21 protein-coding genes are annotated in these 26,995 nt (G+C 42.5%); 8 read left to right on the forward strand and 13 right to left on the reverse strand.

Going from position 1 to position 26,995, the window contains the following annotated elements:
- Positions 1 to 9: 9 nt before the first annotated feature.
- Positions 10 to 1,335, reverse strand: a complete 1,326-nt coding sequence (hemW, locus tag OEG80_RS06895; protein ID WP_263240058.1) for a radical SAM family heme chaperone HemW — start codon at positions 1,333 to 1,335, stop codon at positions 10 to 12.
- A 229-nt stretch (positions 1,336 to 1,564) separates the two neighbouring features.
- Between hemW and OEG80_RS06900 the strand changes: the two genes are divergently transcribed.
- The 4 genes from OEG80_RS06900 (at position 1,565) to accC (ending at position 6,069) form a co-directional block, all read left to right on the forward strand.
- The gene (locus tag OEG80_RS06900; RefSeq protein ID WP_263240059.1) at positions 1,565 to 2,062 is read left to right on the forward strand and encodes an EVE domain-containing protein; all 498 of its coding nucleotides are present in this window, start codon (positions 1,565 to 1,567) and stop codon (positions 2,060 to 2,062) included.
- Between the two features lie 380 nt (positions 2,063 to 2,442).
- Entirely contained in the window at positions 2,443 to 3,810 is a 1,368-nt protein-coding gene (locus OEG80_RS06905; protein WP_011513501.1) for an MATE family efflux transporter, read from the forward strand.
- A gap of 261 nt (positions 3,811 to 4,071) precedes the next feature.
- Positions 4,072 to 4,503, forward strand: coding sequence for an acetyl-CoA carboxylase biotin carboxyl carrier protein (accB, locus tag OEG80_RS06910; protein WP_020443368.1), 432 nt, complete (start codon positions 4,072 to 4,074; stop codon positions 4,501 to 4,503).
- A 204-nt stretch (positions 4,504 to 4,707) separates the two neighbouring features.
- A complete protein-coding gene (gene accC / locus OEG80_RS06915; RefSeq protein WP_020443367.1) occupies positions 4,708 to 6,069 on the forward strand; it encodes an acetyl-CoA carboxylase biotin carboxylase subunit in 1,362 nt (453 codons plus the stop codon).
- Between the two features lie 134 nt (positions 6,070 to 6,203).
- On the opposite strand, the gene OEG80_RS06920 is transcribed toward accC, so the two are convergent.
- Positions 6,204 to 6,818 (reverse strand): hypothetical protein, encoded by a 615-nt coding sequence (locus tag OEG80_RS06920; RefSeq protein WP_263240061.1) that lies wholly within the window; start codon positions 6,816 to 6,818, stop codon positions 6,204 to 6,206.
- Between the two features lie 278 nt (positions 6,819 to 7,096).
- Positions 7,097 to 8,881 carry a 2-isopropylmalate synthase gene (gene leuA / locus OEG80_RS06925; RefSeq protein ID WP_263240063.1) on the reverse strand — a complete coding sequence of 595 codons (1,785 nt, stop codon included), beginning with the start codon at positions 8,879 to 8,881 and terminating at the stop codon, positions 7,097 to 7,099.
- Between the two features lie 217 nt (positions 8,882 to 9,098).
- Here leuA and OEG80_RS06930 point away from each other — a divergent pair, with 217 nt between their 5' ends.
- The gene (locus OEG80_RS06930) at positions 9,099 to 9,587 is read left to right on the forward strand and encodes an Lrp/AsnC family transcriptional regulator (RefSeq protein WP_020443364.1); all 489 of its coding nucleotides are present in this window, start codon (positions 9,099 to 9,101) and stop codon (positions 9,585 to 9,587) included.
- Between the two features lie 19 nt (positions 9,588 to 9,606).
- Here the strand turns inward: OEG80_RS06930 and OEG80_RS06935 are convergent, their stop codons facing one another.
- The 5 genes from OEG80_RS06935 to OEG80_RS06955 all read right to left on the reverse strand — a co-directional run bounded on the left by OEG80_RS06935 (position 9,607) and on the right by OEG80_RS06955 (position 15,887).
- The gene (locus OEG80_RS06935) at positions 9,607 to 10,908 is read right to left on the reverse strand and encodes a YbfB/YjiJ family MFS transporter (protein WP_263240065.1); all 1,302 of its coding nucleotides are present in this window, start codon (positions 10,906 to 10,908) and stop codon (positions 9,607 to 9,609) included.
- Between the two features lie 103 nt (positions 10,909 to 11,011).
- A complete protein-coding gene (locus OEG80_RS06940; protein WP_263240067.1) occupies positions 11,012 to 12,367 on the reverse strand; it encodes an ABC1 kinase family protein in 1,356 nt (451 codons plus the stop codon).
- A gap of 74 nt (positions 12,368 to 12,441) precedes the next feature.
- Positions 12,442 to 13,236 (reverse strand): HesA/MoeB/ThiF family protein, encoded by a 795-nt coding sequence (locus OEG80_RS06945; RefSeq protein WP_263240068.1) that lies wholly within the window; start codon positions 13,234 to 13,236, stop codon positions 12,442 to 12,444.
- A 15-nt stretch (positions 13,237 to 13,251) separates the two neighbouring features.
- Positions 13,252 to 14,178, reverse strand: coding sequence for a peptide chain release factor N(5)-glutamine methyltransferase (gene prmC / locus OEG80_RS06950; protein ID WP_263240070.1), 927 nt, complete (start codon positions 14,176 to 14,178; stop codon positions 13,252 to 13,254).
- A 47-nt stretch (positions 14,179 to 14,225) separates the two neighbouring features.
- Positions 14,226 to 15,887 (reverse strand): AmpG family muropeptide MFS transporter, encoded by a 1,662-nt coding sequence (locus tag OEG80_RS06955; RefSeq protein ID WP_442792427.1) that lies wholly within the window; start codon positions 15,885 to 15,887, stop codon positions 14,226 to 14,228.
- Positions 15,888 to 16,381: 494 nt separating this feature from the next.
- Between OEG80_RS06955 and OEG80_RS06960 the strand changes: the two genes are divergently transcribed.
- The 3 genes from OEG80_RS06960 to OEG80_RS06970 all read left to right on the forward strand — a co-directional run bounded on the left by OEG80_RS06960 (position 16,382) and on the right by OEG80_RS06970 (position 21,473).
- On the forward strand, positions 16,382 to 17,311 hold the full coding sequence (locus OEG80_RS06960) for a LysR substrate-binding domain-containing protein (protein WP_020443358.1): 930 nt from the start codon (positions 16,382 to 16,384) through the stop codon (positions 17,309 to 17,311).
- 214 nt (positions 17,312 to 17,525) lie between these two features.
- Positions 17,526 to 20,114, forward strand: a complete 2,589-nt coding sequence (locus OEG80_RS06965) for a membrane-bound PQQ-dependent dehydrogenase, glucose/quinate/shikimate family (RefSeq protein ID WP_263240071.1) — start codon at positions 17,526 to 17,528, stop codon at positions 20,112 to 20,114.
- A gap of 339 nt (positions 20,115 to 20,453) precedes the next feature.
- Positions 20,454 to 21,473: an LLM class flavin-dependent oxidoreductase gene (locus OEG80_RS06970; protein ID WP_263240072.1), complete on the forward strand. Its 1,020-nt coding sequence runs from the start codon at positions 20,454 to 20,456 to the stop codon at positions 21,471 to 21,473.
- 51 nt (positions 21,474 to 21,524) lie between these two features.
- Here OEG80_RS06970 and OEG80_RS06975 read toward each other — a convergent pair whose 3' ends face one another.
- The 5 genes from OEG80_RS06975 to OEG80_RS06995 form a co-directional block, all read right to left on the reverse strand.
- A complete protein-coding gene (locus tag OEG80_RS06975; protein ID WP_263242443.1) occupies positions 21,525 to 22,364 on the reverse strand; it encodes an IS3 family transposase in 840 nt (279 codons plus the stop codon).
- Positions 22,352 to 22,870 carry a helix-turn-helix domain-containing protein gene (locus OEG80_RS06980; RefSeq protein ID WP_263240073.1) on the reverse strand — a complete coding sequence of 173 codons (519 nt, stop codon included), beginning with the start codon at positions 22,868 to 22,870 and terminating at the stop codon, positions 22,352 to 22,354. The genes OEG80_RS06975 and OEG80_RS06980 overlap by 13 nt, the downstream gene beginning before the upstream one ends.
- Positions 22,871 to 23,024: 154 nt before the next feature.
- Entirely contained in the window at positions 23,025 to 23,984 is a 960-nt protein-coding gene (locus tag OEG80_RS06985; protein WP_149408415.1) for an AEC family transporter, read from the reverse strand.
- 250 nt (positions 23,985 to 24,234) lie between these two features.
- A complete protein-coding gene (gene mnmG, locus OEG80_RS06990) occupies positions 24,235 to 26,133 on the reverse strand; it encodes a tRNA uridine-5-carboxymethylaminomethyl(34) synthesis enzyme MnmG (protein ID WP_263240075.1) in 1,899 nt (632 codons plus the stop codon).
- 276 nt (positions 26,134 to 26,409) lie between these two features.
- On the reverse strand, positions 26,410 to 26,937 hold the full coding sequence (locus tag OEG80_RS06995; RefSeq protein ID WP_263240077.1) for a hypothetical protein: 528 nt from the start codon (positions 26,935 to 26,937) through the stop codon (positions 26,410 to 26,412).
- Positions 26,938 to 26,995: the final 58 nt, after the last annotated feature.

Below are 26,995 nucleotides of genomic sequence, written 5' to 3' on the forward strand. Positions count from 1 at the left end.
CATACTTCGCTATAAAAATGCTCTTAATATTTGATTGAGATACCTTTTACCAAGTTCTGTCGGTTGCAACTGTTCCGGATGATCTATCAATAGACCTTGCTCGATTAATGTAGCAACTTGTATTGCAATGCTGTCATAACTTAGCCCCGTACGTGCTTCAAATAACGACCATGCTACGCCACCATGCAAACGTAAGGCGTTAAGCATAAACTCACTAACCAACTCCTCTTCATCAATCGCTTGCCAGCCAACCATTTTTGGCGCTGATATTGATGCCCCATCTTGGCCATGAGCTTCTTCATATTCTATATAACTTTTTGGCATACGGGATTTACTAAAGCGATAGATACCTGTTTGAGTATTTTCGCTATCAATACTCCATATGTCAGTCGCCATCTCATTGCCAATACCTTGTCCGATAATATCTTGTCCAATAGTGACTTTTCCATGAGCACCCGCCCCGATTGCCAAATAGTCACCAAACTGCCAGTAATTGACGTTATGTTGACAAGGCTTATCCGCTGCCCCAGACCATGCAGATACCTCATAATTGCAATAGCCTAAATTCTGTAATAATGTCTGACCAGATTCTTCTATATCTGCCAAGCGATCCTCATTGGGTAAAATTGGCTGACTGCGATAGAATACGGTATTTGGCTCAATGGTCAGCTGATACCATGAGATATGGGTCGCACCAGCATCGTGTGCCATTTGAATATCGTCTAATGCCTCGCTCATGGTTTGCTCTGGCAGTCCATGCATCAAATCCACGTTTACGCGCTCAAATCCAGCTTTTCGAGCTGCTTTAATTGCAGATAGCGCTTGAGTAGGATTATGAATGCGTCCAAGCGTGGTTAATTGTTCAGCAGAAAAGCTCTGTACACCTATCGATAGGCGATTAATACCCACCCCTAAATACTCAGCAAATGGCGCATGCTCAAGGGTGCCTGGATTTGCCTCCATGGTGATTTCGATGTCGCTAGAAAATTGATAATATTTCCGTAAACCATCAAACAAGCGCTGGTATTGAGCAATGGGCAACAACGACGGCGTACCACCGCCGATAAATATGGAGCTAATCTCACGTCCTTGGGTCAATATCTGCTGCATAGCAGCATCTTGCAATAATGCATCGACATATTCATCATACATGGACAGCTGACTATCAACTGGTAGCTCATGTGAATTAAAATCACAGTATGGGCATTTTTTGACACACCACGGGATATGGATGTATAACGCCAATGGAATGTCTGTCACTTCTACTGCATTCGAATGACCATCATGAAAAGGCTTTGCTTGCTGAAACAGTTGATTAGGTTTGATATTTGACATAAGCGGACTTATCTATAAATAGGTAACTGCCATCAATAGCAGAAAATACCGCTAGGATAACGGCTAAGCACAGTAAAAAAAAGCCTAACTTCAAGAAAATTCTATCGATAACAAAACCAATGACAAAGGCTCATGTTAAAAATTCTTAGTTATAGGCAAAATAACTAAGAATCACCATTATTATATAAAATAATTATAAATAACCGACTATATAAAAAGGATAAAAACCATGGCATATTGGCTTATAAAATCTAATCCAAGCTGTTTTAGTATAAAAGACTTAGAAGGTGCAGGAACAGAGATGTGGGATGGCGTGCGTAACTACCGAGCCCGCAATTTTATGCGTGATGATATGCAAGTAGGTGACAAGGCGTTTTTTTACCACTCTAGTGCTAAACCCTCAGGCGTTGCTGGTATCGTGACTATTAGTCAAGCTGGCTATCCTGATATTACTCAATTTCATCCTGAACACCGGCATTACGACCCGAAAGCCACCGCAGAGAATCCGCGATGGTATATGGTTGATTTGACTTTCAATCAAGCTTTTAACAAAATATTACCACTGTCAGAGCTAAAGTTTCTGCCCGCGCTCGAGGACTCATTATTACTGAGAAAAGGCTGTGAGCAATTGACCATCATACCACTGGAGCCTAAACACTGGTATGCAATCATGGATATTGCAGGAAATCTTAATTTACTGTCAGAAGATACCGACTCTATTGAATGAATAATTCTGGCTTACAAGCACCAAAATTGATGTTTAACTCTTCTATTAGGGGCTTAATACACCTATAAATACGACCTTCATCAAACTTTTCTAAAATATTTACATTATAGCCTGACTTCTTTACCATTCTATTAACTTATGACCTGTCACTTCATCACTTGAATTGACGGGTTATTTTTATTTTAGCATCAGTGATTCTTTTTTAACTCTGCATGCCTAGTCTTATTAAAAATGGACTTGCTCATATTATTTATCGGAGTATTATCGTCGCACACCTCCTATTTTACTGTCTCGCTATTGATTTATTGATGGCTGTGTTTGTTCATTAGTAAAATTTGTTTATTAAAAATAATTATTGTAAAGAATAAAAGTTGCTCATTATGGTTTTCCCGTTGTCTTTTGTAGATTTTAAAAGTTACAGTTTACGCTTAGGTATACTCGCGCTGCCCATCTTAATCACCCAATTTTGTCAAGCAGCGCTTGGTGTTGTCGATGCCATTATGGCAGGTCAAGTTTCGGCACTTGATTTGGCTGCTGTCGCTGTCGGCTCAGGTATTTGGCTACCATTATTTTTATTAGCAACAGGTATTTTGATTGCGACTACGCCTCTGATCGGTGAAGCCATTGGTCAAAACCAACTCGATAAAGTACCACATATCACGCAGCAGTCATTATGGACGGCTGGTGTCATTGGTATCCTTGGTTTTATCATTGTCAACCTAGCACCCAATGTACTTGCCCTCATGGGTGTTCCTGAAAATATACAACCGATAGCAACTCAGTATTTGCATGGCGTATCATTTGGCTTCCCTGCAATTGCCGTTTATGCGGTGCTGCGTAGTTACTGTGAAGCGCTTGGTCGACCTGAGCCAGTGACAGTTATTAGTATCATAGGGCTGCTTGCAGATATCCCGCTTAACTATATTTTTATCCATGGCTTATTTGGCATGCCTGAGATGGGTGGCGCTGGTTGCGGGGTAGCAACTGCTATCGTTTTGTGGATTAACGTCTTATTATTAGCCGCTTATACCAGCTTTACTAAGCGTCAGCAATTTGCCAGTACGCGCTTCTTTTATGCCTTTGCCAGCCCAAATCGGGCACAGATAAAAAAACTTCTCAAGCTTGGTATTCCGATTGGCGTCTCTATCTTTTTTGAAGCCAGTCTATTTAGCTTAGGCGCACTGGTGATTAGTCCATTGGGTGAGCTGGCAACCGCGTCGCACCAAGTCGCCCTATCAGTGACCTCGCAGTTGTTTATGATCCCCATTTCGGTCGCGATGGCACTGACCATTATGGTATCCAACCGCTTTGGTGAAAAAAACCTAATGGCACTGCGTCAAGTACAAGCAACCGGTCTTATATGGACGGTACTTATTGCATTTGCTTGTATGATTGGTGTTTGGCTATTTAGACCACAATTGGCAGCGGCATTCACTGACAATCCTGTAGTACGAGCTCAAGCCATGCATTTGCTCATCTTTGCGCTTGCTTATCAGCTATTTGATGGCTGGCAAGTCAATGTCGCGGGCATATTACGGGGCATGCAAGATACTACAATCCCGATGTGGGTTACCCTATTTTGCTACTGGATAGTGGCACTGCCGCTTGGTATTTATCTAGTACGCTTCACTGATATTGGGGCGCAAGGTTTTTGGATGGCTTTAATTACAGGGTTATTTTTATCGTCTATTTTACTTACCATACGTTTGCGCTACCAACAGAAGAGATTGCTGGCAATGTGGGGATAATAATAAGACTAGGTTTACACAAGTTTATCTAAATGTTATCTGTAATAATCATCACTGGCGCTCGCAAGTCACATAGACTATGATAAATTCTTTAGCATTTCTTACTCAAACGAGCGCTTACGTCATAATATGTAAAAAAACTCAGTTAACAACTGTACATCGATTGCTCATTGCCGTGAATATAGGTATCATTAGCAATTATCTACACAATATTTAGTTACACTATTTTTCTCGAATTTGTTACAAGGCAAAAATACAATTATGGATATTGAAAAAATACGCACCCTCATTGCACTCATGGAAGAAAGCGAACTGGTTAATTTGGAAATCAGCTCAGATGACGAGCATATCAGTTTGACTCGTCACTATGATGCGCCGGCGCCAACGATGATGGCCGCACCTACTGCTGGTGCTGCTACACCTCATACTCCTGAATCGCAGCCTGCGATGAAAGCAGGTAGTGTTGAGACATCACCTATGGTTGGCGTTTATTACTCAGCCCCTAGCCCTAATGATCCACCATTTATAAAGGTTGGACAAAAAGTGCAAGCTGGTGATACGCTCGGCATCATTGAAGCGATGAAAATTATGAATCCTCTTGAGGCGACTCAAAGTGGTGTTATTGATGAGATCTTGGTCACTAATTCTGAAGTGGTACAGTTTGGTCAGCCTATCGTACGCTATAAAGCGTAACCAGATTTGCCAACCTTTACCTCGTTCTGATGGAGAGCGTGCTATTTATCAGGCAATATCAACTTATGCTTAGGCTATTTTAGCTTAATCATATCTAAGCTTAAAGATTTTAAAGTTAGATAATCATTATGCTTAATAATAAGTTTTGATATTGCTGAATATAGTGACTCCATTAAAAAACGCCGCTTCAATAAGGATGACCCCATGATAAAAAAACTGCTCATCGCCAATAGAGGTGAGATTGCTCTACGTATCGTTCGCGCTTGTAAAGCCCTTGGTATTCAAACCGTTGGTGTTTACTCTACGGCTGATGCCAATTTAATGCACTTACGCTTTGTTGATGAAGCCATTTGTATCGGCAAGCCCAATGCCAATCAAAGCTATCTAAATATCAATACTATCTTGACTGCTGCTGAGATTACTGGCGCTGATGCCATTCACCCCGGTTATGGTTTTTTGGCTGAAAATGCTGAATTTGCTGAACGTATTGAAGAAGCTGGATTAACCTTTGTAGGCCCTACTGCAGATCATATTCGTCTGATGGGAAACAAGGTTTCCGCGATCAATGCCATGAAAAAAGCGGGTGTGCCGACAGTACCTGGTTCAGTAGGTGCTGTGACGCTACACAATGCTGAAGAGCAAGCGCGCAATATTGGTTTTCCCTTGTTGATTAAAGCGGCAGCGGGTGGCGGTGGTCGTGGTATGCGTGTGGTTGAGCGCTTTGAAGAAATTATCGGTCAAGTGCAAGCGGCTAAGCAAGAAGCTGAGCTATGGTTTGGTGATGATACGGTTTATATGGAACGTTATCTCCAAAACCCGCGACATGTAGAGATACAAGTACTTGGCGATGGTAATGGTAATGCCATCCATTTATATGACAGAGATTGCTCATTGCAGCGTCGTCATCAAAAAGTTTTAGAAGAAGCCCCTGCCCCTGATATTCCTGATGATGTACGTCAGCCTATCTTAGATGCTTGCGTAAAAGCATGTAAGCTGGTCAAATACCGCGGTGCTGGTACTTTTGAGTTTTTATTTGAAAATAATGAATATTTCTTTATTGAGATGAACACTCGCGTACAAGTTGAGCATACTATTACTGAGATGATTACAGGCATTGATGTGGTCGTTGAACAGTTAAAAATCGCAGCAGGCTACGGTTTATCGTATCGCCAAAGTGAGATTGAAATTCAAGGTCATGCGATCGAATGTCGCATCAATGCTGAAGATCCAGTGACCTTTATGCCATCACCTGGTACGGTTACTCAGCTGTATTCACCTAGTGGGGCTGGTATCCGCTTTGACTCACATCTATATCCTGGCTATGAGATTCCAAGTTACTATGACTCTTTGATTGGTAAGCTTATTTGTCATGGTCAAACCCGTCAGCAAGCGATTTCTAAAACGCTACAGGCACTTGATGAGTTGGTTATCGAAGGTATCAAAACAAATATCCCGATGCATCGTGATGTAATCTTATCAGATGATAATTTTGTTCATGAAGCACAGAATATTCATTATCTTGAAAGAGAATTGTTAACTGCTAATAAAGAAAAAGCCAACTTGTGAACTGATTAAATATTGATATCACATATTGTTATCATAAAGATTTGTTCTCAATAAAAAAACCGCTATCTGCATGGATAGCGGTTTTTTAATGATGATTGTAATTAAAGCTAAAGCAAAGTCACCGAAAACTATTACTATGGCAGAATTCTATTAAAATTCATAAAGCACTCTTTGCCATCAGGATCAGCACACCACTGCATTTGATTGCCATCATGATTTAAAAATGCAATCAACGCCTCATTGCTCTGATCTATCTGGCTGCCGGAGCAATCTACTTCATTGTTATCGTAAATGGTTTTAATAGCAATGATAGGTAGCCCCTCTTCACGGTGCGTAATCAAATAACGTCCATAAGTCCACTCTTTGCCACTGACTGACCACATTTCATTATCAGCAGCAAAATTGTAAAGCTCACGGCACTGAGCAGATTTCTTTGCTGATGCAATGAGTTTTTTGCTGGTATCAGCTTGAATATTAATGAGGCGTTTTTCGTTTTGTGTCAATAGTCCTGCACCGGCGTCGACTTTAGGTTCGTTACTTTTAATCTGACTCTCATCTTTTAACGCTGCTTGCCGCGCCTCAGCTTCTTTGGTCATTGTGATACTACTGTTTAGATCAATCTCCCACTGTCCAGCAATTGCAGGACTAATATGTGTGGTAATGGTCGGCTTACTAACTGCTTCGCCATTTACTGGCAATGATGCCAAAATAGCAGCTAATGAAAATGAAGCAAATGAGAGAGGTTCCATAATTAACCTTGTTATTTATACTATTATAATAATGAATGCTATGTACATTAGCGTAAGTCTTAGTCACCGAAAACACAAGTAACATTATGCTATTAGGCTTTAACCTCTCAGTGGTAAGCACTTCAATAAGATCTCTAATTACTGAGGTTCAAACATAGGTTCAAACATAAAGAATAACGCCATGGCTCTGATTTGCTTATCGCAATGAGCCATGACGTTATACTTATATAAACGTAAACTTATATACCTAAATATTTAAATTCTTAAGTACTTAGTTATTAAACAGCAGCGATACTAACTGCTTGAGCAAAGGCTGACAATGCACCCTTTAGCATGGCTGATACAGTGCTGCTACAAGTACCGATACCGGAATAAACTTCACCATCTACATTTAGCTGTATATAAGCAGCAGCATTGGCATTTGTCTTATTGTCTCTGTTGTTATCATCATTGATACCATCACCGCTATTATGCTGCGGATTAATTGCATGCTCAGCGTAGTTAATGACATGGATTGATTTACCTGTGTGCTGCGCCAATCCATCGATAAACGAAGATAACGGCCCATTACCATCACCATCTATAGTGATGGTATCGCCATTCATCTGAACTTGACCGTTAAAGTAGACTTCGCCGCCTTTATTGTTGACCGTATAATCTAACAGCTCAAAACTGCCTTGCTGTAAATAAGTGTCTTCAAAGGTCTGTAAGATTTCATCATTCTGCAATTCACGAGCCGTGGTTTCAGCTTGTTTTTGTACCACACCACTAAAGTCAATTTGCATCCAACGTGGTAAATTAAAGCCATAGTTACGCTGCAAGATATAAGCCACACCGCCTTTACCAGATTGGCTATTGATACGAACCACATCCTGATAGCTGCGACCAATATGTGCAGGATCAATTGGTAAATATGCCACATCCCAGACGTTTTCTGTCTTCTCCACATGTTTCTCATTATAGTCGAGGCACTTTTTGATCGCGTCTTGGTGCGAGCCGCTAAAGGCAGTAAATACAAGCTCACCTACATAGGGATGACGTGGATGCAGAGGCAAGTTATTGCATTCGCTAACGACTTGTACAATCTCGCTCATGTTACTAAAATCAAGCTCAGGATCGATACCTTGGCTAAACAGATTCATCGCCATGACCATAATATCCATATTGCCGGTACGCTCGCCATTACCAAGCAAGGTGCCCTCGATACGATCTGCACCAGCAAGCACACCAAGCTCAGCCGCTGCCACCGCACAGCCTCGGTCATTATGCGTATGCAAGCTAATAGTTACATGCTCACGCTTGGCAAGATTACGACAAAAATACTCGACTTGATCAGCGAATACATTGGGCATTGACGCCTCAACCGTCGCAGGTAAGTTTAAGATTACCTCTTGACCGTTCTCGGGCTGCCAAACATCACAAACGGCATCACAGACTTCAACTGCATATTCAGTCTCAGTTTGGCTAAAGCTCTCAGGTGAATACTGGAATACCCATTCTGTTTCTGGATATTTAGCAGCATATTCAACCAATAATTTAGCACCAGTGACAGCTATCTCTTTGATTTCAGCTTTATCTTTAGCATATACTTTTTCGCGCTGAATACGGCAAGTTGAGTTATAAACATGAACGATGGCACGCTTTGCGCCTTTTAAGGATTCAAAAGTACGAGCAATCAAATGCTCACGTGCCTGTACCAATACCTGCAAAGTCACGTCATCAGGCACATGATTTTCTTCAATCAATTTACGAGCAAAATCAAACTCGACTTGTGCCGCTGAGGGAAAACCTATTTCAATCTCTTTAAAACCCACATCTACCAAAGTTTCAAAAAAACGCATTTTTTGTTCAATAGTCATCGGATCAATCAATGCCTGATTGCCATCACGCAGATCCACACTTGCCCATATCGGTGATTTCTCTAGCGTTTTGCTCGGCCATGTGCGATCCGGCAACAGTGGCGCAAATGCAAAAGGGCGATATTTACGGAAATCGAAAGCGGCTTTTTTTGGTGTGCTCTTTGCAGCGGCAGGCGCTACAGGGCGTGTTGCTTGGTCAGACATAATCAATCCTTAGATGGCATTAGGTTGGTATTTTTAGTGAGGCAATCAATGCCAAGATCCTGCTTTATCATACGAGATAATACGAACTTATGCCATTATAATAACAAAGTTTATAAGGTGAATATCGGCTTTATAATAAGTATATTTACCTTATATTAGTGAAATGCGATAAATCAATCGCTATAATTGGCATAATCCACTAACAAAGATACTTATTATGCAACATACTCATTCTAATCAGCTTTTAATTGCAGATATTGATGACACAGATAAACGCTTATTGCGCTTATTACAGACCGATGCACGTATGAGCATTACTGAGCTTGCCGAGCGCGTTAATCTCTCGGCAACCCCTTGTGCGCGCCGTATTAAGCGCTTAGAAGACAGTGGCGTTATCACCGGTTATCATACTCAAACCGATGCCCAAAAACTTGGCTATCCCTTGGCAGTTTTCATTGCTATCAGTATGGACCGTCACACAGCTGACCGTTTTGAGCAGTTTGAGCGCAAGGTTAAAAGCTTCGATGAAGTCATCAGCTGTAGTATCGTCACTGGTCGCTCTGAGGACTACCTGATTAAAGTACGCGTACGCGATATGGCTCACTATGAGGAATTTTTATTGCATCGGTTAAATCGTATCGAAGGCGTGGCACAAGTCCATACCAGCTTTGAGCTGCGAGAAGTATTCAGCCGCAGTATGGTTTAATCATATTAAAGTGATTCGCTTAAATGATTATTTTTTGCAGTCGGTTCGTTTGACGCCAGAAAAAGAATACCAAAACTAGTCCTGTCAGCAGTCCTATAGCCGCTACCAACAACCCTGCATTAAAGTTATCATTCTCTCCCGCCAGCGCTACCGTTACCAATGGTCCGATGAACTGCCCTATTGCATAGGCTAATGTCGCCAGTCCTATCAGCAGATTTGAATACATGGGATTTATGTTTTTAATAATCGTCAAGGTCATAGAAACCATACCCACAAAGGTTAATCCTAAAATCATGGCATTAGCATATAAACCAATAGCGCCATCAAACCCTATAGGCAAATACATGCCAAACGCTTGCAATAACGTCAAGCCCATTAAGGTTTTGACTTCACCAATACGCTTGGCAAGAGCACCCCAAATCGGGTTTGAGAGCATGGCAAAAATACCTACCACCAGCCAAATAGACAGTCCAGCAGAATTTTGAGTGGTCAAACGCTGTGCTGCCATTACGGGCAAAAAAGTCGCCGATGTAATATAACCAAAGCCTGCCAGCACATAACTGGTCAACAATAACGCAATGGGCTTGCTATGACCTGCTAGCGCCTCAAATAAAGAACGCTTAAAATTAATATAGGTTTGATATAGCGAGGAATAACGATTACTCTGGGATTTTTCTGAGCTTACTGATGTTAGATTTGATGATGTTGAACCAGATAAAGTAACCATAGCAGATGGACGTATGCCATACAGCAACCATAAAACAGGTAAGCTAATCATTCCAGCGATCAGCCAAATCACGTCGAAATGGTAGCCAAGCGTCAGTAACCACCACGTCAGTATTGCGGAGGCACTGATACCGACGCCGATACCTGCATAGTGTACTGCCGATAGCACCGAACGGCGCTCAAGACTGAAGCTTTGAATGACCAAAGATGAGCTTAAAATCATCGCCACACCACTTGCGATACCTGATATCAGCCGAATGCCATACCATAGATTTAATGACATATTTGGCACGACCAACAGCATGGTAGTAATGACACTAACTATTGTCCATAATATTAGCATGTGCCATGTTAAACGCTGCGGCACAAACATCGCGATAAGCGCGCCAATAAAATAGCCAATATAGTTGATTGAAGCGAGCCAACCTGCAATGGTCGTGGATAGCGACAATTGCAGCATAATATCAGGTAAAGTGGCTGTAAATAAAAAGCGTCCAAACCCCATCACCACTGCCATACAGTACATACCAATCAACGCAACAGCTGTTTCATTGGTGATAGTAATAACAGCACGGCTTTTGAGAGCAGTCATCATGACAGGGCCATTTTGTGGCAAAAAGCACACAATCCTTTGTGTTAAAGTAGTAAACAACAATTATGAACGAGTATTAGAACAGCATTAAATATAGTATTTAATCCTACGAAACATTGAGTGTTGGACGATTTTCTTGTTCATTTTTCTCTGCTTGTCCCAACATCTGCACGCGCTGATCACTAAACATATCCATATCAGGTGCAAGCGTACGCATGAAGCGGTCAAAATAGAGCATTTGCTTGGTCAATAAAGCAAAATCACGCGGAAAATGAATACCATGACACTTACCGACCTCAACTATCTCCAGCATCATTGTATTCAACTCATCCGCCTGCTCTTTCGTATTAAAAGGCACACCACTGGTAAAGGCTTTGTCCTCTGCCATAATGGTCTTCATCATACGCTGCAAATCATTACCCAATGCCACCACATCAACCTGATTACCACCATGTGTCATCTCCATATCTATCATATGGCGTGCCATCGCATAATAATCATTATCCTGCATGGCTTGCATCATTCCCATGCAAGCGCGCCAGCTTTCAGCCTTCAATTTACCGACAATACCAAAATCTAAAAATCCGATACGTCCATCAGTTAATAGCATTAAATTACCCGCATGCAAATCCGCATGGAAACTATTACACAGCATCAGGCTTGCAAACCAAGTATTGAGCGTATCTGCCATCACTTGGGCAGGATCAGTACAATATTGACGCATCAAAGTTTCATCTACCATAGAGACACCGTATAAGCGGCTCATGGTCAACACACGCTTGGTAGTGTACGCCTCATAGACTTTTGGTGCCACCACGCGTGTATTGCCTGATACTGCCAAAAACTGCTGAAAGTCGCGAATATTTTGTGCCTCAGCGATAAAGTCTGTCTCCGCAAGCATACGCAAACGAATCTCATCAATAATCGGCGCAATGCTGGCAAATCTCATTGAAGGCATCAACAATTCAACCAGCTTTGTCACGCCATGCAATACACCCAAATCCGTCTGCATAATGGTTTCGACGCCAGGTTTTTGCACCTTTAAGACAACTTCATCACCATTATGCAAACGCGCTGCGTGGACTTGGGCGATAGAAGCAGAAGCCAGTGGTTTTGAGTCAATGTAGGCAAACGTCTCTTCAAGTGTGAGTCCATTAACAGCTAGCTCTTCTGTTAATACTTGCTCGATATAAGCATAAGACAATGGTGTGGTTTGATCCAAACAGCTTTGAAAGGCTTGCACATATTCGCGCGGAAATAATGACGGCGTACTAGCAATAAACTGCCCTATTTTGATATAAGTCGTACCCAGTTGCTCAAAAGTTTCTTTTAACAGCATGGCATCAGGCTTTTCGCCCTTCGCCACTCTAAGCGCTGATAAACCAGCGACACTTGCTGTTTGACGAATACGGTTAACGACATTAAAGGTATGTTTTAATAAATGCGGACGATGAATTTTCATAAAAGACAACTGTGGTCATAAGAAGGATATTTGGGAATCGGCGATTATAATTGGTAAAAAATCATTAATTGAAATTAGGAAAGGCTATTACAGACAGGACATTCTGACTCTTTTCGATATCCCATCAAGCGTTGCTGCATCCGACTACCATCCCATATCAGCAGTTTGTTTGTCAGTGGATTTTTGGTTAATCCTAGATATTGCAAAGCTGCATTGGCTTGTAGATTACCCATGATAGCTGTAGTGCTGGCAAGCACCCCTGAATTGGCACACGTACGTTCATCCGCCTCGGCATCCAGTACTACCGAACCAAACACGCAGTGATAGCAGCCGGTATTTAGATGTGGCTCAAATAGTGCCAGTTGCCCTTGCATTGCAATAGCAGATGCCGATAATAATGGAATCTGATAGCGCACGCTAATACGATTGATGATGTCACGGGTAGCAAAATTATCTGTACAGTCTAACAATAGGTCTGGCGTACCGGACGCCATATAAAGTAACTCATAAGCATTGTCTTCACTCAAACGCGCTATCGTACCGCGAGCTGTGATTAAAGGATTGATACGCATTAACATTTGCGCAGCAGTTAGAGCTTTAGGTTTACCAATATCCTCCGGTAAAAACAATGTTTGACGCTGTAAATTACTGGCTTCAATGTCATCGTCATCAATTAGGAGAATATGCCCAAGTCCTGCACGCACTAAGGTTTCAGAAGCTGGGCAACCTAGCCCACCTGCGCCTATCATGACGACACGTGATGATTTTAGTCGTAGCTGAGCATCAATATCCCAGCCATCAAGCAATATTTGACGCGCATAACGCAGCAGCTCATCATCTAACAATATTTCTGTTTCTACATTACTCATATGGATTACCAGTACTCAATATTGCCGCTTATTTTTATTAAACTGCCCAAGCGTCACTCTATCGTTCCCACCAAAATCTTTAATCGTTTGTATATTATCGAAGTGATTGTCCGCAAATAACTGGCGCGCAGCATGCCCTTGATCAAAGCCATGCTCAATCGCTAGTAGCCCGCCTACTTTTAGGTACTGCGGCGCATGATGGACAATATGTTCGATATCAGCCAAACCATGATTAGGGGCGCTCAAAGCACTAATTGGCTCTGCTAATAAACCTGCTAAATGCTCATCCGCCTCATCAATATAGGGCGGATTTGAGACAATCACATCGAATAAATGTTCGTCCTGAGTAGAGAGTGCATCATACCAGCTACTATGGACAAACTCGATATCTACAGCATTACTAACCGCATTATGCTGAGCAATTTTTAGCGCCTCTAGCGAGAAATCAACGGCAACGACTTGCCAGCTTACTGGTTCCAATTTGCGAGCTAGCTTTAACTCGTGAGCAAGACTGATGGCAATGCAACCAGAACCCGTGCCCAGATCAAGCAGACGCTTATTGCTAGCAGCATTAGGCACAAACTCTTCATTGGCAGTATTTATCCAATGTAGTACTTGCTCAACCAAAACTTCAGTATCGGGTCTGGGAATTAAGATATGTTCATTAACGGCAAAATCAAGCGACCAAAATGCCTGTATACCCGTTAAATAAGCCAATGGTGTACCTTGCTGCATTTTGGTCACACCAGCCTTAAATCTCTCAACCTCAACATCACTTAGCTGATAGCTATCATCCGTTATTAAAAATAGCGCGGGTTTATCAATGATATATAGCAGCCAATCCGTTATCCAAAATGGCGGAACAGATAATTCTTCCGCCATTTGAATCGCTTGCTGCTTGATTTGCCATACTGTTACGTCTGCTGCTTTTTGCGCTGTCATAAATGACTCTTAATAATTATATCTGCTTTATTTTTATAACCTCTAACCTACTCTGACGCGCGCGGTGGCTCATTGGTATTGGTTAAATTAGGATTGGCTTTGGTTAACTCAACACCTTTATTACTGCCACTATTACTATCGTCACTGCCACCACCATAAATATCATCATTGTCACCAATGACGATATATTTATCAACATAATAAATCAGCGCTAAAATAGGAATACCAATTAGAAAAGTAAACATAAAGAAGAAGGGATAACTGGTGCTATCAACGATAGTGCCTGAATAACCACCCACCACTTTTGGTAATAATGTCATTAGTGATGAAAATATTGAATACTGGACGGCAGTAAATCGAATAGATGTTAATGCAGATAAAAAGGCAATAAATACGGCACTAGCAAGACCAGCTGCAAGGTTATCAAGGATTACTGCCAAATACATATACGGCAAGCTCCCAGGATGGTATGTCAGCAGAATAAATAACAAGTTGGTCACGCAGGCAAGGACTGCTCCAACCATCATTGCGCGCATGATACGCATCTTTTGTGCTAATAAACCACCTAAGAAACCACCAGCAATCGCCATGACAACGCCAACCAATTTAACGGCGTTGGCAATATCAACTTTAGTGAATGCCATGTCTTGATAGAAGACGTTAGAGATGACCCCGGCAACAATATCGGAGATACGATAAAGACCAATCAGCGCCAATAACAATAACGCCTTTTTACCGTAACGGCGGAAAAAGTCAGCAATAGGCTCAATCCATGTGGTCTTAGCAAACTCTTGCTCCACAAGATTGGCTTTTACTAAGCCGTAACCGATAATCAAAGCCGCTGCCAAACTCGATACCATACGCACTACTTCGATTAAGAAGCCTGCAAACACACTTTCTGTCTCAGGTAAGACCAAGCCCGCATTAGCAAATACCAGTACAAAACCTATGATTGATATAGCGAATACTAATACTAGACGGGTATATTCTGACGTTTTACGTTCAACAACCACTTGTTGTCTAATCGGCTCATGAATCACCAAGGTGGTAATAACCCCAATACCCATTACCGCTGCCATAATCCAGTAGGTATTGCGCCACGCCTCATAGCTATAAAAGCTCTCGGTAGAACCAAAGTAATCGGCTAAATATAATGCCCCAGCACCAGCAACAATCATCCCGATACGGTAACCGGTCACATACATGGCAGACAAGACCGCCTGTAGGCTTGGTGGTGCCAATTCGATGCGATAGGCATCAATAACGATGTCTTGTGTCGCTGATGAAAAGCCAAGTAGTACTGCACCTACTGCCATCAGGACTAGACTGCCTTCATTCGCTGGATTGACACTCGCCATAATACAAATAGCGGCAATAATCATAATCTGCGAGACCAAAATCCAGCTGCGCCTGCGACCTAAAAGCTTGTTTAATATTGGCAATGGCACCGCATCAATTAGTGGTGCCCAGATAAACTTAAAGGCATAACCAAGCGCCGCCCAGCTAAACATCGTTACTACGCTACGATCAATCCCTGCTTCACGCAGCCATAATGATAAGCTAGAGAAAATTAGTAAGATCGGAATGCCAGCGACAAAGCCCAAGAACAGCATGATAAGTGAACGCCGATCAAGATAAGCTTGCAAAGATTCGCTAAGTGACTTCTTGGCCATAGGAGAATTGGGCGGAATAGGTTGGACAGCAGACATAACGACTCACCAAAAATTTAGACAAAAAATACGACAGTGCGCTACTTTTTATCCAAAAATTTTATCTACTGGCAGTGTGACATCGAGACTATCAGGATAAAAAAGGACAAAAAATTGCCTAGCTCTGTACAAAGAAAATGACATTTGCTGCAAAATTGAATAATGGTACTTGAGAATGCTTAAATTGACTAGATGTTTTTCCACTAACTACTTGATTGAGCATATCGGCTATATTCTATAGCTTGCCTTAGTAAGTACATGTATCTTAACCTTTCTTAAATATAAATTAAGCTATAATTTTTTGGTTACTACTACTATATTTCTATCTAGCGTACTATCCAAGCGATTTTCCTATATTCCATATATGTATAAATAGATACCTATTTATTATATACAAGAATAATAGCTTTGATTTACACTACACGCTTGTTATGTTTTTTGGGCGTTTTAACTCTTATAAAGACGACTGACTCTTTATATAATGGGATTAACTTATGGCAATCGACGTAGTGGTCAATCAGCGGCATCTGCAAATTCAACTCAAACAGTTGGAGACAGTGTGGCATACCGTAATCAATGGCTATAATTTAAGTCAGGCGGCGACGGTACTGCATACTAGCCAATCAAGTCTTTCAAAGCATATCGCAGCACTTGAGAATCAGCTCAAAACCGAAGTGTTCGTGCGCCAAGGCAAACGTTTAACGGGGCTTACGACAATGGGTACGGCGCTCATGCCGCATATTGAGTCTATCTTTACCGAAATCCGTACGATTGAAAACCTCAGCCTCGACTTTAACAATCCAAATGTCGGTACATTGACAATTGCCACGACTCATACTCAGGCACGTTATGTCTTACCAGAAGTCGTGAAAGAATTTAAAGAGCGTTTTCCTAAGGTTAATCTCATTCTGCAACAGGCAGATCCTGAAACAATCGCACAGATGGTGATACGTGGGCAGGCCGATATTGGTATTGCAACCGAGTCCTTGCTACATAACAACTATCTGCGCTGCTATCGTTATTACGACTGGACGCATCGTGTCATCGTGCCAAGCGATCATGAACTGGCAGGACTAGAATCTATCGATTTACCAACTCTCGCCAGCTATCCAATCGTAACTTATCACGGTGGTTTTACGGGGCGCGGCGCCATTGACAAGACTTTTAGCGACGCCGGTCTTGAGCCAGATATCGTATTGGCAGCACTTGATGCAGACGTGATTAGCACCTATGTTGGACTTGGCTTAGGGATTGGTATTATCGCGGAGATGGCATTTGAGCCAAGTCATTATCAAAATCTAACCGCCATTCCAGTCGACCATTTTGGACGTTTTACCAGTTGGATGGCAGTACGTGATGACGCAGAGATTCGTCAGTATGGACGGGCGTTTATGGAGCTGTGTCAAAAACAATTCAACAACTAAAACATCCCTACCAAACCGTTATTCCTAGCTTACCCCACCTTTACCGAACTTATGCATAAATGATAAAATAGAGTCTAGAACGTCATTCAGCGTTTGATTTATTTTTTATTATGCACGTATTGCTGGACGCCTAGACATCTCGTTATTAGTCATTATTACTGGGTGTCGATCACTGCATGTCCATTTGCTCTTATGTAAACAGGTGGTAGCGCTCATGGAAAAATTCGTAGCGATCATTATGGCAGTTTTTGCCGCCCCCTTGGTTATCGGTGGCGCTTACCTGCTCTCTCTAGGCGGTAGTCCTTACTATCTTTTTGCCGGCGTTATCATACTGACGACGGCATTTTTATTGTTCAAAAAATATTGGAGTGCTTACGCACTCTACGCCATCTTTATAGTAGCGACCATTGTTTGGGCACTTTGGGAATCTGGATTCTATTGGTGGGCGCTAGCGCCTCGTGTTGGCTTCCCGCTCATATTTGGTCTGTTGATGCTCTTGCCATGGGTATCAAATAAGATGCGTGGTCACAAGACTCAAGTATCGACGAGCTCTGCTAGTAGTACATCAACCATAGACACTGTTAAGAAAAACCCTCTTTATTATTGGGGATTGCTCGCTAGCGTAGGTGTGGGTGCACTGCTCTCTTTTGGAAGCTTAGCAAACAATGTTACTGACAAATTAGGTGAGCTCAATTTAACAGCCACCGATGATGGCGATCAAGATACCACTTCATCTGATACGTCTGCAAATCTTGGTGACCCACTATCAAATGGCCAACAAACACCAGACGGCGAGTGGAGCGCGTATGGTCGTACTAACTATGGGCAACGCTATTCTCCCCTAACTCAAATCAACACTGACAATGTCAAAAATTTAGAGCTTGCTTGGCAAATCCAAACAGGTGATGTCAAAGGTCCTAATGATATCGGCGAGACCACTTATCAGGCAACGCCATTAAAAATCGGCAATGCTCTGTATATGTGCACTCCTCATAACTGGGTGCTGGCATTGGATGCAGACTCTGGTAAGACACTATGGAAGTTTGATCCCAAAGTAGAAAAGAACCTGCAACGCCAACACCAAACATGTCGAGGCGTGTCTTATTATGCTGGTCAAGCTGGCACGGATAGTACTCCTCTAGTTGCTAATGATGAGGCAAACAGCGATAGTGCCATCAATGATACAACGGCTAATAATACAGCCATAACCAACAAATCTGCTGTGCACAGCAATATGATGGTTCAAAAAGTTACTGGTAATACTTTTGAAAACGCATCTAAACAATGCGATGCCAAGATATTTATTCCAACCTCTGATGCTAAGTTATATGCACTTGATCCAAATACTGGCCAACGCTGTCAAGATTTTGGTGAAGATGGCGCATTAGATTTGATGCACAATATGCCATTTACACAGGCGGGCTACTACTATTCGACGTCGCCTCCGATAGTGGTAGGCAATACTATTGTTGTGGCAGGTGCCATCAATGACAACTATGATGTAAATTCACCTTCTGGTGTTATCCGTGCTTATGATGTCAATACTGGTGAGCTATTGTGGAACTGGGATTCAGGCGACCCTGACAACACCGCGCCTTTTGATGTCAATGATCCTACTCAGACGTACAAAACCAGCTCGCCAAATTCATGGGCGATCGCTAGTGCTGATGAAGAGCTTGGTTTGGTTTACTTCCCTATGGGTAACCGCACGCCAGATCAGCTGGGCAGCTACCGCAACGCTGCTGAAGAAAAATATGCAACCTCTGTGGTCGCGTTAGATATTAATACAGGCGAAGCGCGCTGGGTACAGCAGTTTGTCCATCATGATCTTTGGGATATGGATACACCTGCTCAGCCAACGGTGCTTGACTTAGATACAAATGATGGCGTCCAACCTGCTTTGGTTGTACCGACCAAACAAGGTGATGTCTATGTCTTGAACCGCGCAACAGGCAAGCCTATTGTACCAATCAAAGAACGTGATGCACCGCAAGGCTATCTCATTGCAAGTGAACACGCCGCACCCACTCAGCCGTATTCTGGTTTGAGTTTTGAGCCACCGATGTTGAAAGAAAAAGACATGTGGGGTGCCAGCCTGATTGATCAGATGATGTGCCGAATTGAATTTAACCAGCTTAATTATGATGGTCGTTATACACCACCATCAACGAATGGCAGCATAGTCTATCCTGGTAACTTTGGTACCTTTAACTGGGGCGGAATCGCCGTCGATCCTGAAAATGGCGTGATGTTTGGTATGCCAACTTACCTTGCCTTTACGTCAAAACTCATTCCTAAAGAAACACTTGGTGATGTTGAAACCAATAAAGGTGAGCAAGGTGTGAATGCCAATGAAGGCGCAGATTATGCGGTAGAAATGGGACCGTTTTTATCACCGCTTGGCGTACCTTGTCAGCAGCCACCATGGGGCACAATAGCAGGTGCTTATCTGGCCACAGGTGAGATTGCTTATCAACGCAAAAATGGTACCGTACAAGACTTATCTCCTATTCCATTAAAATTGGAGTTAGGTGTTCCTGGTATCGGTGGACCTATCATTACTAAAGGCGGCTTAGCATTCTTATCAGCGGCGACCGAAAACAACTTCCGCGCTTATGATTTGAAAAATGGTGATGTCCTATGGAATGTGCGTATTCCAGCAGGTGGTCAAGCCACGCCTATGACTTACTTGAACTCTAAAGGTGAGCAGATGGTAGTATTAGTTGCTGGTGGACACGGTTCAGTTGGCACAACTATTGGCGATTACGTCATGGCCTATAAGCTTGGTGGTCAATCTAAGTGATTAATCTAAATAGCCACTAAGTCAAATAAAGCCATATTGATAAAGCACTAATGATTTGATTCATTACCACTTTATCACTAGCCAATCAAAAAAAACAGGTAACTTAGGTTGCCTGCTTTTTTTAGTGCTGCAATATTGCTTGTGCCCTATTCATAATGTATTACAACTTTATAGGCACGCCTTTATATCTATAAACGCACATTGATAATTGTTAAGTGAGCTTAAATACTGAGTTAGTCTACTTTGTTATGATTCATTAACACTGACTATAGGTACTTGAAACTATCACTGACTATAAGCATATCAGTAGAAAATAATTAATACACTACTGGATAATTTATGAGTAACAAAATCCCTTTATCTTTCCTAGATCTCGCACCTGTCCCTGAAGGTAAAAGCATTGCTGAAGGTGTCGCCCAAACCGTTGAAACAGCGCAGCAAGCCGAAAAATCTGGCTTTAATCGCTATTGGATGGCAGAACATCATAATATGCCTGGTATTGCTAGTGCAGCGACGTCAGTGCTATTGTCGCATATTGGTGCTCAGACCAAGCGTATACGTATTGGCGCAGGTGGTGTGATGTTGCCCAATCATGCCCCGCTCGTCATTGCTGAGCAGTTTGGTACCCTGCAAGCATTATATGGCGACCGCATAGATTTGGGTTTGGGTCGTGCACCCGGTACAGACGGTGCAACTTTTCAGGCATTACGTCGCCAGATGCAAGATGCTGATCGCTTTCCGCAAGATGTGCAAGAGTTGATGTACTTTTTGGGAAATGGCACAGATGATAGTCCCGTACAGGCGTTCCCCGGTGCAAAATCTAATATTCCCATTTGGATACTAGGTTCTTCCCTTTTTGGTGCGACCTTAGCAGCGCACTTAGGATTGCCATATGTGTTTGCTTCACACTTTGCACCGCAAATGCTTGGGCAAGCCATCAATGCTTATCGAGAGCAATTTAGACCCTCGGCTTATTTAGATAAGCCTTATGTCATGCTAGCGGCAAATTTATTGCTTGCGGACGATGATGCCACCGCACATTATCATTTTACCTCAGCACAGCAGAGCTTTGTGCGTTTACGCCGTGGTGAAACAGGTCAAATGCCAAAGCCTACTCATGATATGGATAGTATCTGGAGCGCTGCTGAAAAAATGATGGTGGATAGTGCGTTGTCGGTATCGTTTATCGGTTCTGTTGAAACTGTCAAGCCAAAGCTTGCAGCGTTTCTTGCTACCTATCAGCCCGATGAGCTGATTGTGACAGCAAACATCTATGACCAAGCAGCACGTTTGCGCTCACTTGAGCTTGTCTCTAAGCTTAATTTGTTTGATTTACAACCAATAGCAATGCTTGCATAATATTAAAAAACCTTCCCTTTGAACTGACCCCCAAATGTTAGACGGTTTATTTTATATCAAGGACTGAGTTCTGTACTTAACAGGACTCAGTCCTTTTAGTTTGAGTTGAATTCTTTCATGATTATAGTAGTGAATATACTCATGAATCTGTTTCTCTAAACCTTCAATCGAATTAGGCTTTTCAATATAAATGGTCTCGCACTTCAGGGTACCAAAGAACCCCTCCATGAGCGCATTATCCAAACAGTTGCCTTTTCTGCTCATACTTTGCTTAATCCCATGCTGTTTCAGCACCTGTCCAAACAGTCTCATTTGATAATGCCATCCTTGATCAGAATGTAGCATGAGCGTCTTATCACGACACGCTTTCGTCTTTGCCAAAGCATCCTCTAGCATCTTGCCAACTAAGTCATAAGTCGGTCTCTTTGAGAGTGTATAACTGACAATCTCATTGTTATAACAATCTAGTATGGGCGACAAATACAGCTTATCATCACCGACCTTAAACTCGGTAATATCGGTGAGCCAGCGCTTGTTCGGTCTATCTGCATGAAACTGGCGTTTTAAATAGTTCTTCGCAATCTTACCTTGTTGTCCTTTATAGGAGCGATACTTCTGACGTCTTATCTTTGCGCTAAGGGTCATGTCATGCATAAGCTTAGCGATGAGCTTATGGTTATGATGACAATCTAACTGCTTTAGCGCGGCCGTTATTCTGCGATAGCCATACCTGCCTTTGTGCTTATGATACAGCTTAGCAATACGCTGTTTTAAGTCTGCATATTTGTCTTTAACGTCAAACTGGCACCTATGGTAGTAAAAGACACTCTTAGCCATCTTAGCGATGTTTAGCAAAGCAGATAAAGGGTGCGCTTGTCTTAGTGCTTCGATGAGCCTTGCTTTTTGCCTGCTTGTTCCTCCGCTTTGAGCAAGGCATCGAGCTTTTTTAGGTAGGCGTTCTCTGCACGTAGGTACTCATTCTCACGCTTAAGCTCTGCTAAGGTTTTCTCATCATCTGGTTTGTCTGTGATAAAGGGTTTACTCATGGCGGTTCTACCTTTGGGTTTGGTTATTAGTCCAGACATGCCTTGTTGTCGATATGCTTTGTGCCAGTGGCTAATTAAAGCAGGTGAGCTGATATTAAATGTTAAAGCGACCTCGGATTGACTTAATCCTTGCGTCAGCATGGTCGTAATCACTTTGTATTTAAACCCACTGCTGTATTTGGCCTTACTTGTCTTTGGCTTGATCGCGTCTATACCACCGCTTTGATATTGCTTAACCCATTTTTGTACAAGTTTCGAATCTACTTTAAACTTCTCACTTGTGGCAAGTCCGGTATGTCCTTGCCGATAGTATGCGATGACTTGCATCTTAAAGTCTAGATCGTAACGCATAAAAATACCCCCATAAGGTGTGTCCAACTTATGGGGGTCGGTTCACTTCTATAAAGATGGGAAGGTTTTTTAATCAGGGGTTGATAAACTCTTAACAACTGTCTTTTGATTTAACCACTGTTTGATAAGTATGTAGTCATTTATCAAACAGTGGTTAAATTAGTCCCATAGCGCGTAATATTGCTGCGCCAATCGCCATGCCAAACATACCAACTACTGTCGTAAATGCCAAAATATTGGCCGCTAAAATATCATTACCGCCCATCGCTTTTGCCATCACATAACTTGCTGCTGCTGTTGGTGATGCAACCATCAAAAACAGTACGCCCATATGTACGCCCGTTAAGCCAAAAGCAAAACCAACCGCTATAGCAACCAACGGTGCAATAACAATGCGTCCAATACTTGCCTGCATAGAAAGTCCAGAAGGATGCAACATCGACTTCAAATTAATACTGGCACCCGCACAAATCAGGGCAAGCGGTAAAGCAACTGCTGCTAACAACCCACCGGTGATATGAATCACACCCGCTATCGGTGGTAGTGGCAATGCTTTATAAGTAAAGGCTGCAACGAGTGCAATGATGAGCGGATTGGTAAATAGCTTTTTAATAATCATGGTACTACGACTGAGCCAAGTATCCTCTATACTCTTAGACACTCGGCTGAGCGTAATCACCGCTAAGATATTAAACAGTATTGTCACCACACCCATATATACCGCGCCAATACTTAAGCCAGTCGTTCCATAGGCGTTGGCAACGGTTGCCAGTCCAATAATCGCCATATTGCTGCGAAAAATACCTTGTACAAAAACCCCTTGATTGGCAGGGTCGCTGATAAAGCGCTTGGCATAGAGCTCAGAGCCGATAAACAGTATAAAGGTCACCACAATACCAGCGCCTATCAATACCACTTGCTTCGCATAATCAACGTCACTATCGACCACACTAAAAAACAGCAGACAGGGCAGACAATAATTAAAAACGAAACTAGAGGCCTGATCGATAAACACCTGATCCGCCTCACCGCGTCTTTTCATAAAAAAACCTAACCACATTAAGACAAGGTTGGGCAAGACGATGGTCATAGCAAAAATAATGGCATCAATCATAAATAGGCTCAATTTAGTGACAAGCCCATCATAATGTGGACAATAGCGAGGTAAATTAATAAAAAAGATATAAGTAATAACAATAGAGTTGGTAATTCGTAGAGCCAGTATAAAGAGAAAGCAGCAACCAAGACAAGTGAGTACACCTCTTTCTTTTAACAACGGTAGTATTTTGGCAATAAAAAAAGCCCATAACGACTTCTCGGTATAGGCTTTTTGCTTTTCTATTTTTTAAGTCATTGATACATTGTTATGACGCGTTTAATGCTGCTTTTACTTTTTTCTGTTTCTTGACCGTCATTGCTAGTAGCTGGATAGCAGCCGGTGTGACACCACTGATACGTCCCGCTTGAGCCAATGTTGACGGACGGACTTGCGCAAGTTTTTGGACAATCTCATTGGACAACCCAGATACTACACTATAATCAAAATCTATTGGTAGGGCTGTATTCTCCAATCTCTTCATCTGATCAATATCTTCTTGCTGACGATCAATATAGCCTGCATATTTGACAGAAATTTCAATCTGCTCACCCACTTGCGCATCTACTTGCGAATCAGTGATGGCAGCGATATCAGCAAAATGAATCTGCGGACGCTTGAGCAAATCAAAAGCAGTTGATTCTTTTGACAGCACCTCGCCCGTTTGCTCTGTGACTTTTTTGCCCAACGTATTAGCAGGGGTTGCCCACATATCTTTGAGACGTGAGGTCTCCGTTGTGATCGCCTCCATTTTTTCTTGATACGCTTGCCAGCGCACATCATCTACTAGACCAAGCTTGCGACCTGTTTCAGTTAGACGTTGATCGGCATTGTCTTCACGTAATAATAGACGATATTCTGCACGACTCGTAAACATACGATATGGCTCAGTCGTACCATGGGTAATCAAATCATCAACGAGCACGCCAAGATAGGCTTCATCACGGCGCGGTGTCCACGTTTCAAACTCACTATTATTAGTCGTAACCAATGCCGCATTAGTACCTGCTAGCAAACCCTGTACGCCAGCCTCTTCATAACCAGTTGTACCATTGATTTGACCGGCAAAGTACAAGCGGTCAATCGATTTGGTTTCAAGCGTTGGTTTTAGGTTTTGCGGATCAAAATAATCGTATTCAATCGCATAGCCTGGACGGGTAATATGAGCGTTCTCTAAGCCTTTCATACTATGAATAAATTCTAACTGCACATCAAACGGCAAGCTGGTTGAGATACCGTTTGGATATAGCTCATGGGTGGTCAAGCCTTCTGGCTCAATAAAAATCTGATGACTGTCTTTGTCAGCGAAGCGATGTATTTTATCTTCAATAGATGGACAATAACGTGGACCAACACCTTCGATTTTGCCAGAGAACATCGGTGAGCGGTCTAGATTTTCACGGATGATATCATGCGTGCGCGCATTGGTATGAGTTATATAGCAATTGACCTGCTCAGGATGCATGGACACATCGCCCATATAACTCATTACTGGTAGCGGTGTATCACCCGGCTGTACGGTCATCACACTAAAGTCAACACTACGCGCATCAATACGGGCGGGCGTACCTGTTTTTAGGCGACCAACAGGGAGTTTCAGCTCACGTAAACGATCAGCAAGCTTAATAGAAGGCTGATCGCCTGCGCGACCACCTTTTGAGCTCTCAAGACCAATATGAATCACCCCGCCTAGAAACGTACCTGAGGTTAACACGACCGTTTGCGTATTAAAAATAATACCAGTAGCAGTCACAACCGCTGTGGCACGACCGTTTTCAACCAAAATATCATCAGCCGCTTGTTGAAATATATCAAGATTTGGCTGATTCTCTAACGTATGACGAATGGCGGCTTTATAAAGAATACGATCTGCTTGCGCTCGAGTGGCTCGTACAGCGGCACCCTTACGACTGTTAAGTACTCGAAACTGGATGCCAGATTTGTCCGTTGCCAGTGCCATTGCGCCGCCAAGCGCATCAATCTCACGCACCAAATGCGATTTACCAATACCACCAATCGCAGGGTTACAGCTCATCTGCCCCAGCGTTTCAATATTATGCGTCAACAGCAAGGTTTGCGCGCCCATACGTGCGGCCGCCAAAGCAGCTTCTGTGCCAGCATGACCGCCACCGATTACCACCACGTCGTAATTTTTTGGGTATTGCATGTAATGCCTCACTTGACTGATCACGCTATGCTTAGCGACAGGCTATTATTCAATAACAGGAACTGGGTAGATAAGTGTCAGTCGAATTTAAAAAAGAAATAGCGACTTGAATATAGAACAAGCTACTATTAGCTGAATAGATAATCATTAATTATAACAATTTTTTATCATTTAAAAAACGTTATACGAAAAACTATTGAGATTAACGATCAAGAAGTTTTGATTAACGTTGACAGCATTTACCAATGCTCATTCCCAACCTTTATGTGTCAGGGCTTATTTGCCAGGACTAAGCGGCACAATACGATCCGCCTGCCCACTCGCCAGCATATGTTGGCTGCCATAGCCTTCTGGATTAATCTGTAAATAAGCATTCATCTGCCCAATCGCATCGCCATCATTACTCGCCAATATATACTGTTTAATCGTCTCAACGGGTGGTAGTGGCAAGTTTTTTAGCAATGCTAAACGCTGCTGGTTGTCGCCTTTATTAACGACCAGTTCAATAAGTTGACGCGCATCAATGGGTAAATCTGGCGTATTCTGTGCCAATAACGCCAAATGATAAGCGCCCGCAGCATCTTGATCCGCGACGATACGCTGTTCAATCGCAATATAAGTGGCTTCTGTTGCGCCGCCTGCCACGCTAAGCTGATGAATACATTTCAGCGCTGAATGTGGCTCATTGCCAGCGATTTCAATAATGCGCGTGGATTCATTTTTTAAGTGCTCGCGACGTTTTTCAATCGCAGCTTGCTCGGCATCTTGTATTTGAGTGGCTTGGCTATTTAATTCGTTAGTCATAAAACTCTCTTATTATTGATTTAATGTTTCTCAATGTTTCGAGGTATTGAACATCGAT

It is taken from the genome of Psychrobacter sp. SC65A.3 (genome assembly GCF_025642195.1).
In the GTDB taxonomy this organism is placed as follows: domain Bacteria; phylum Pseudomonadota; class Gammaproteobacteria; order Pseudomonadales; family Moraxellaceae; genus Psychrobacter; species Psychrobacter cryohalolentis.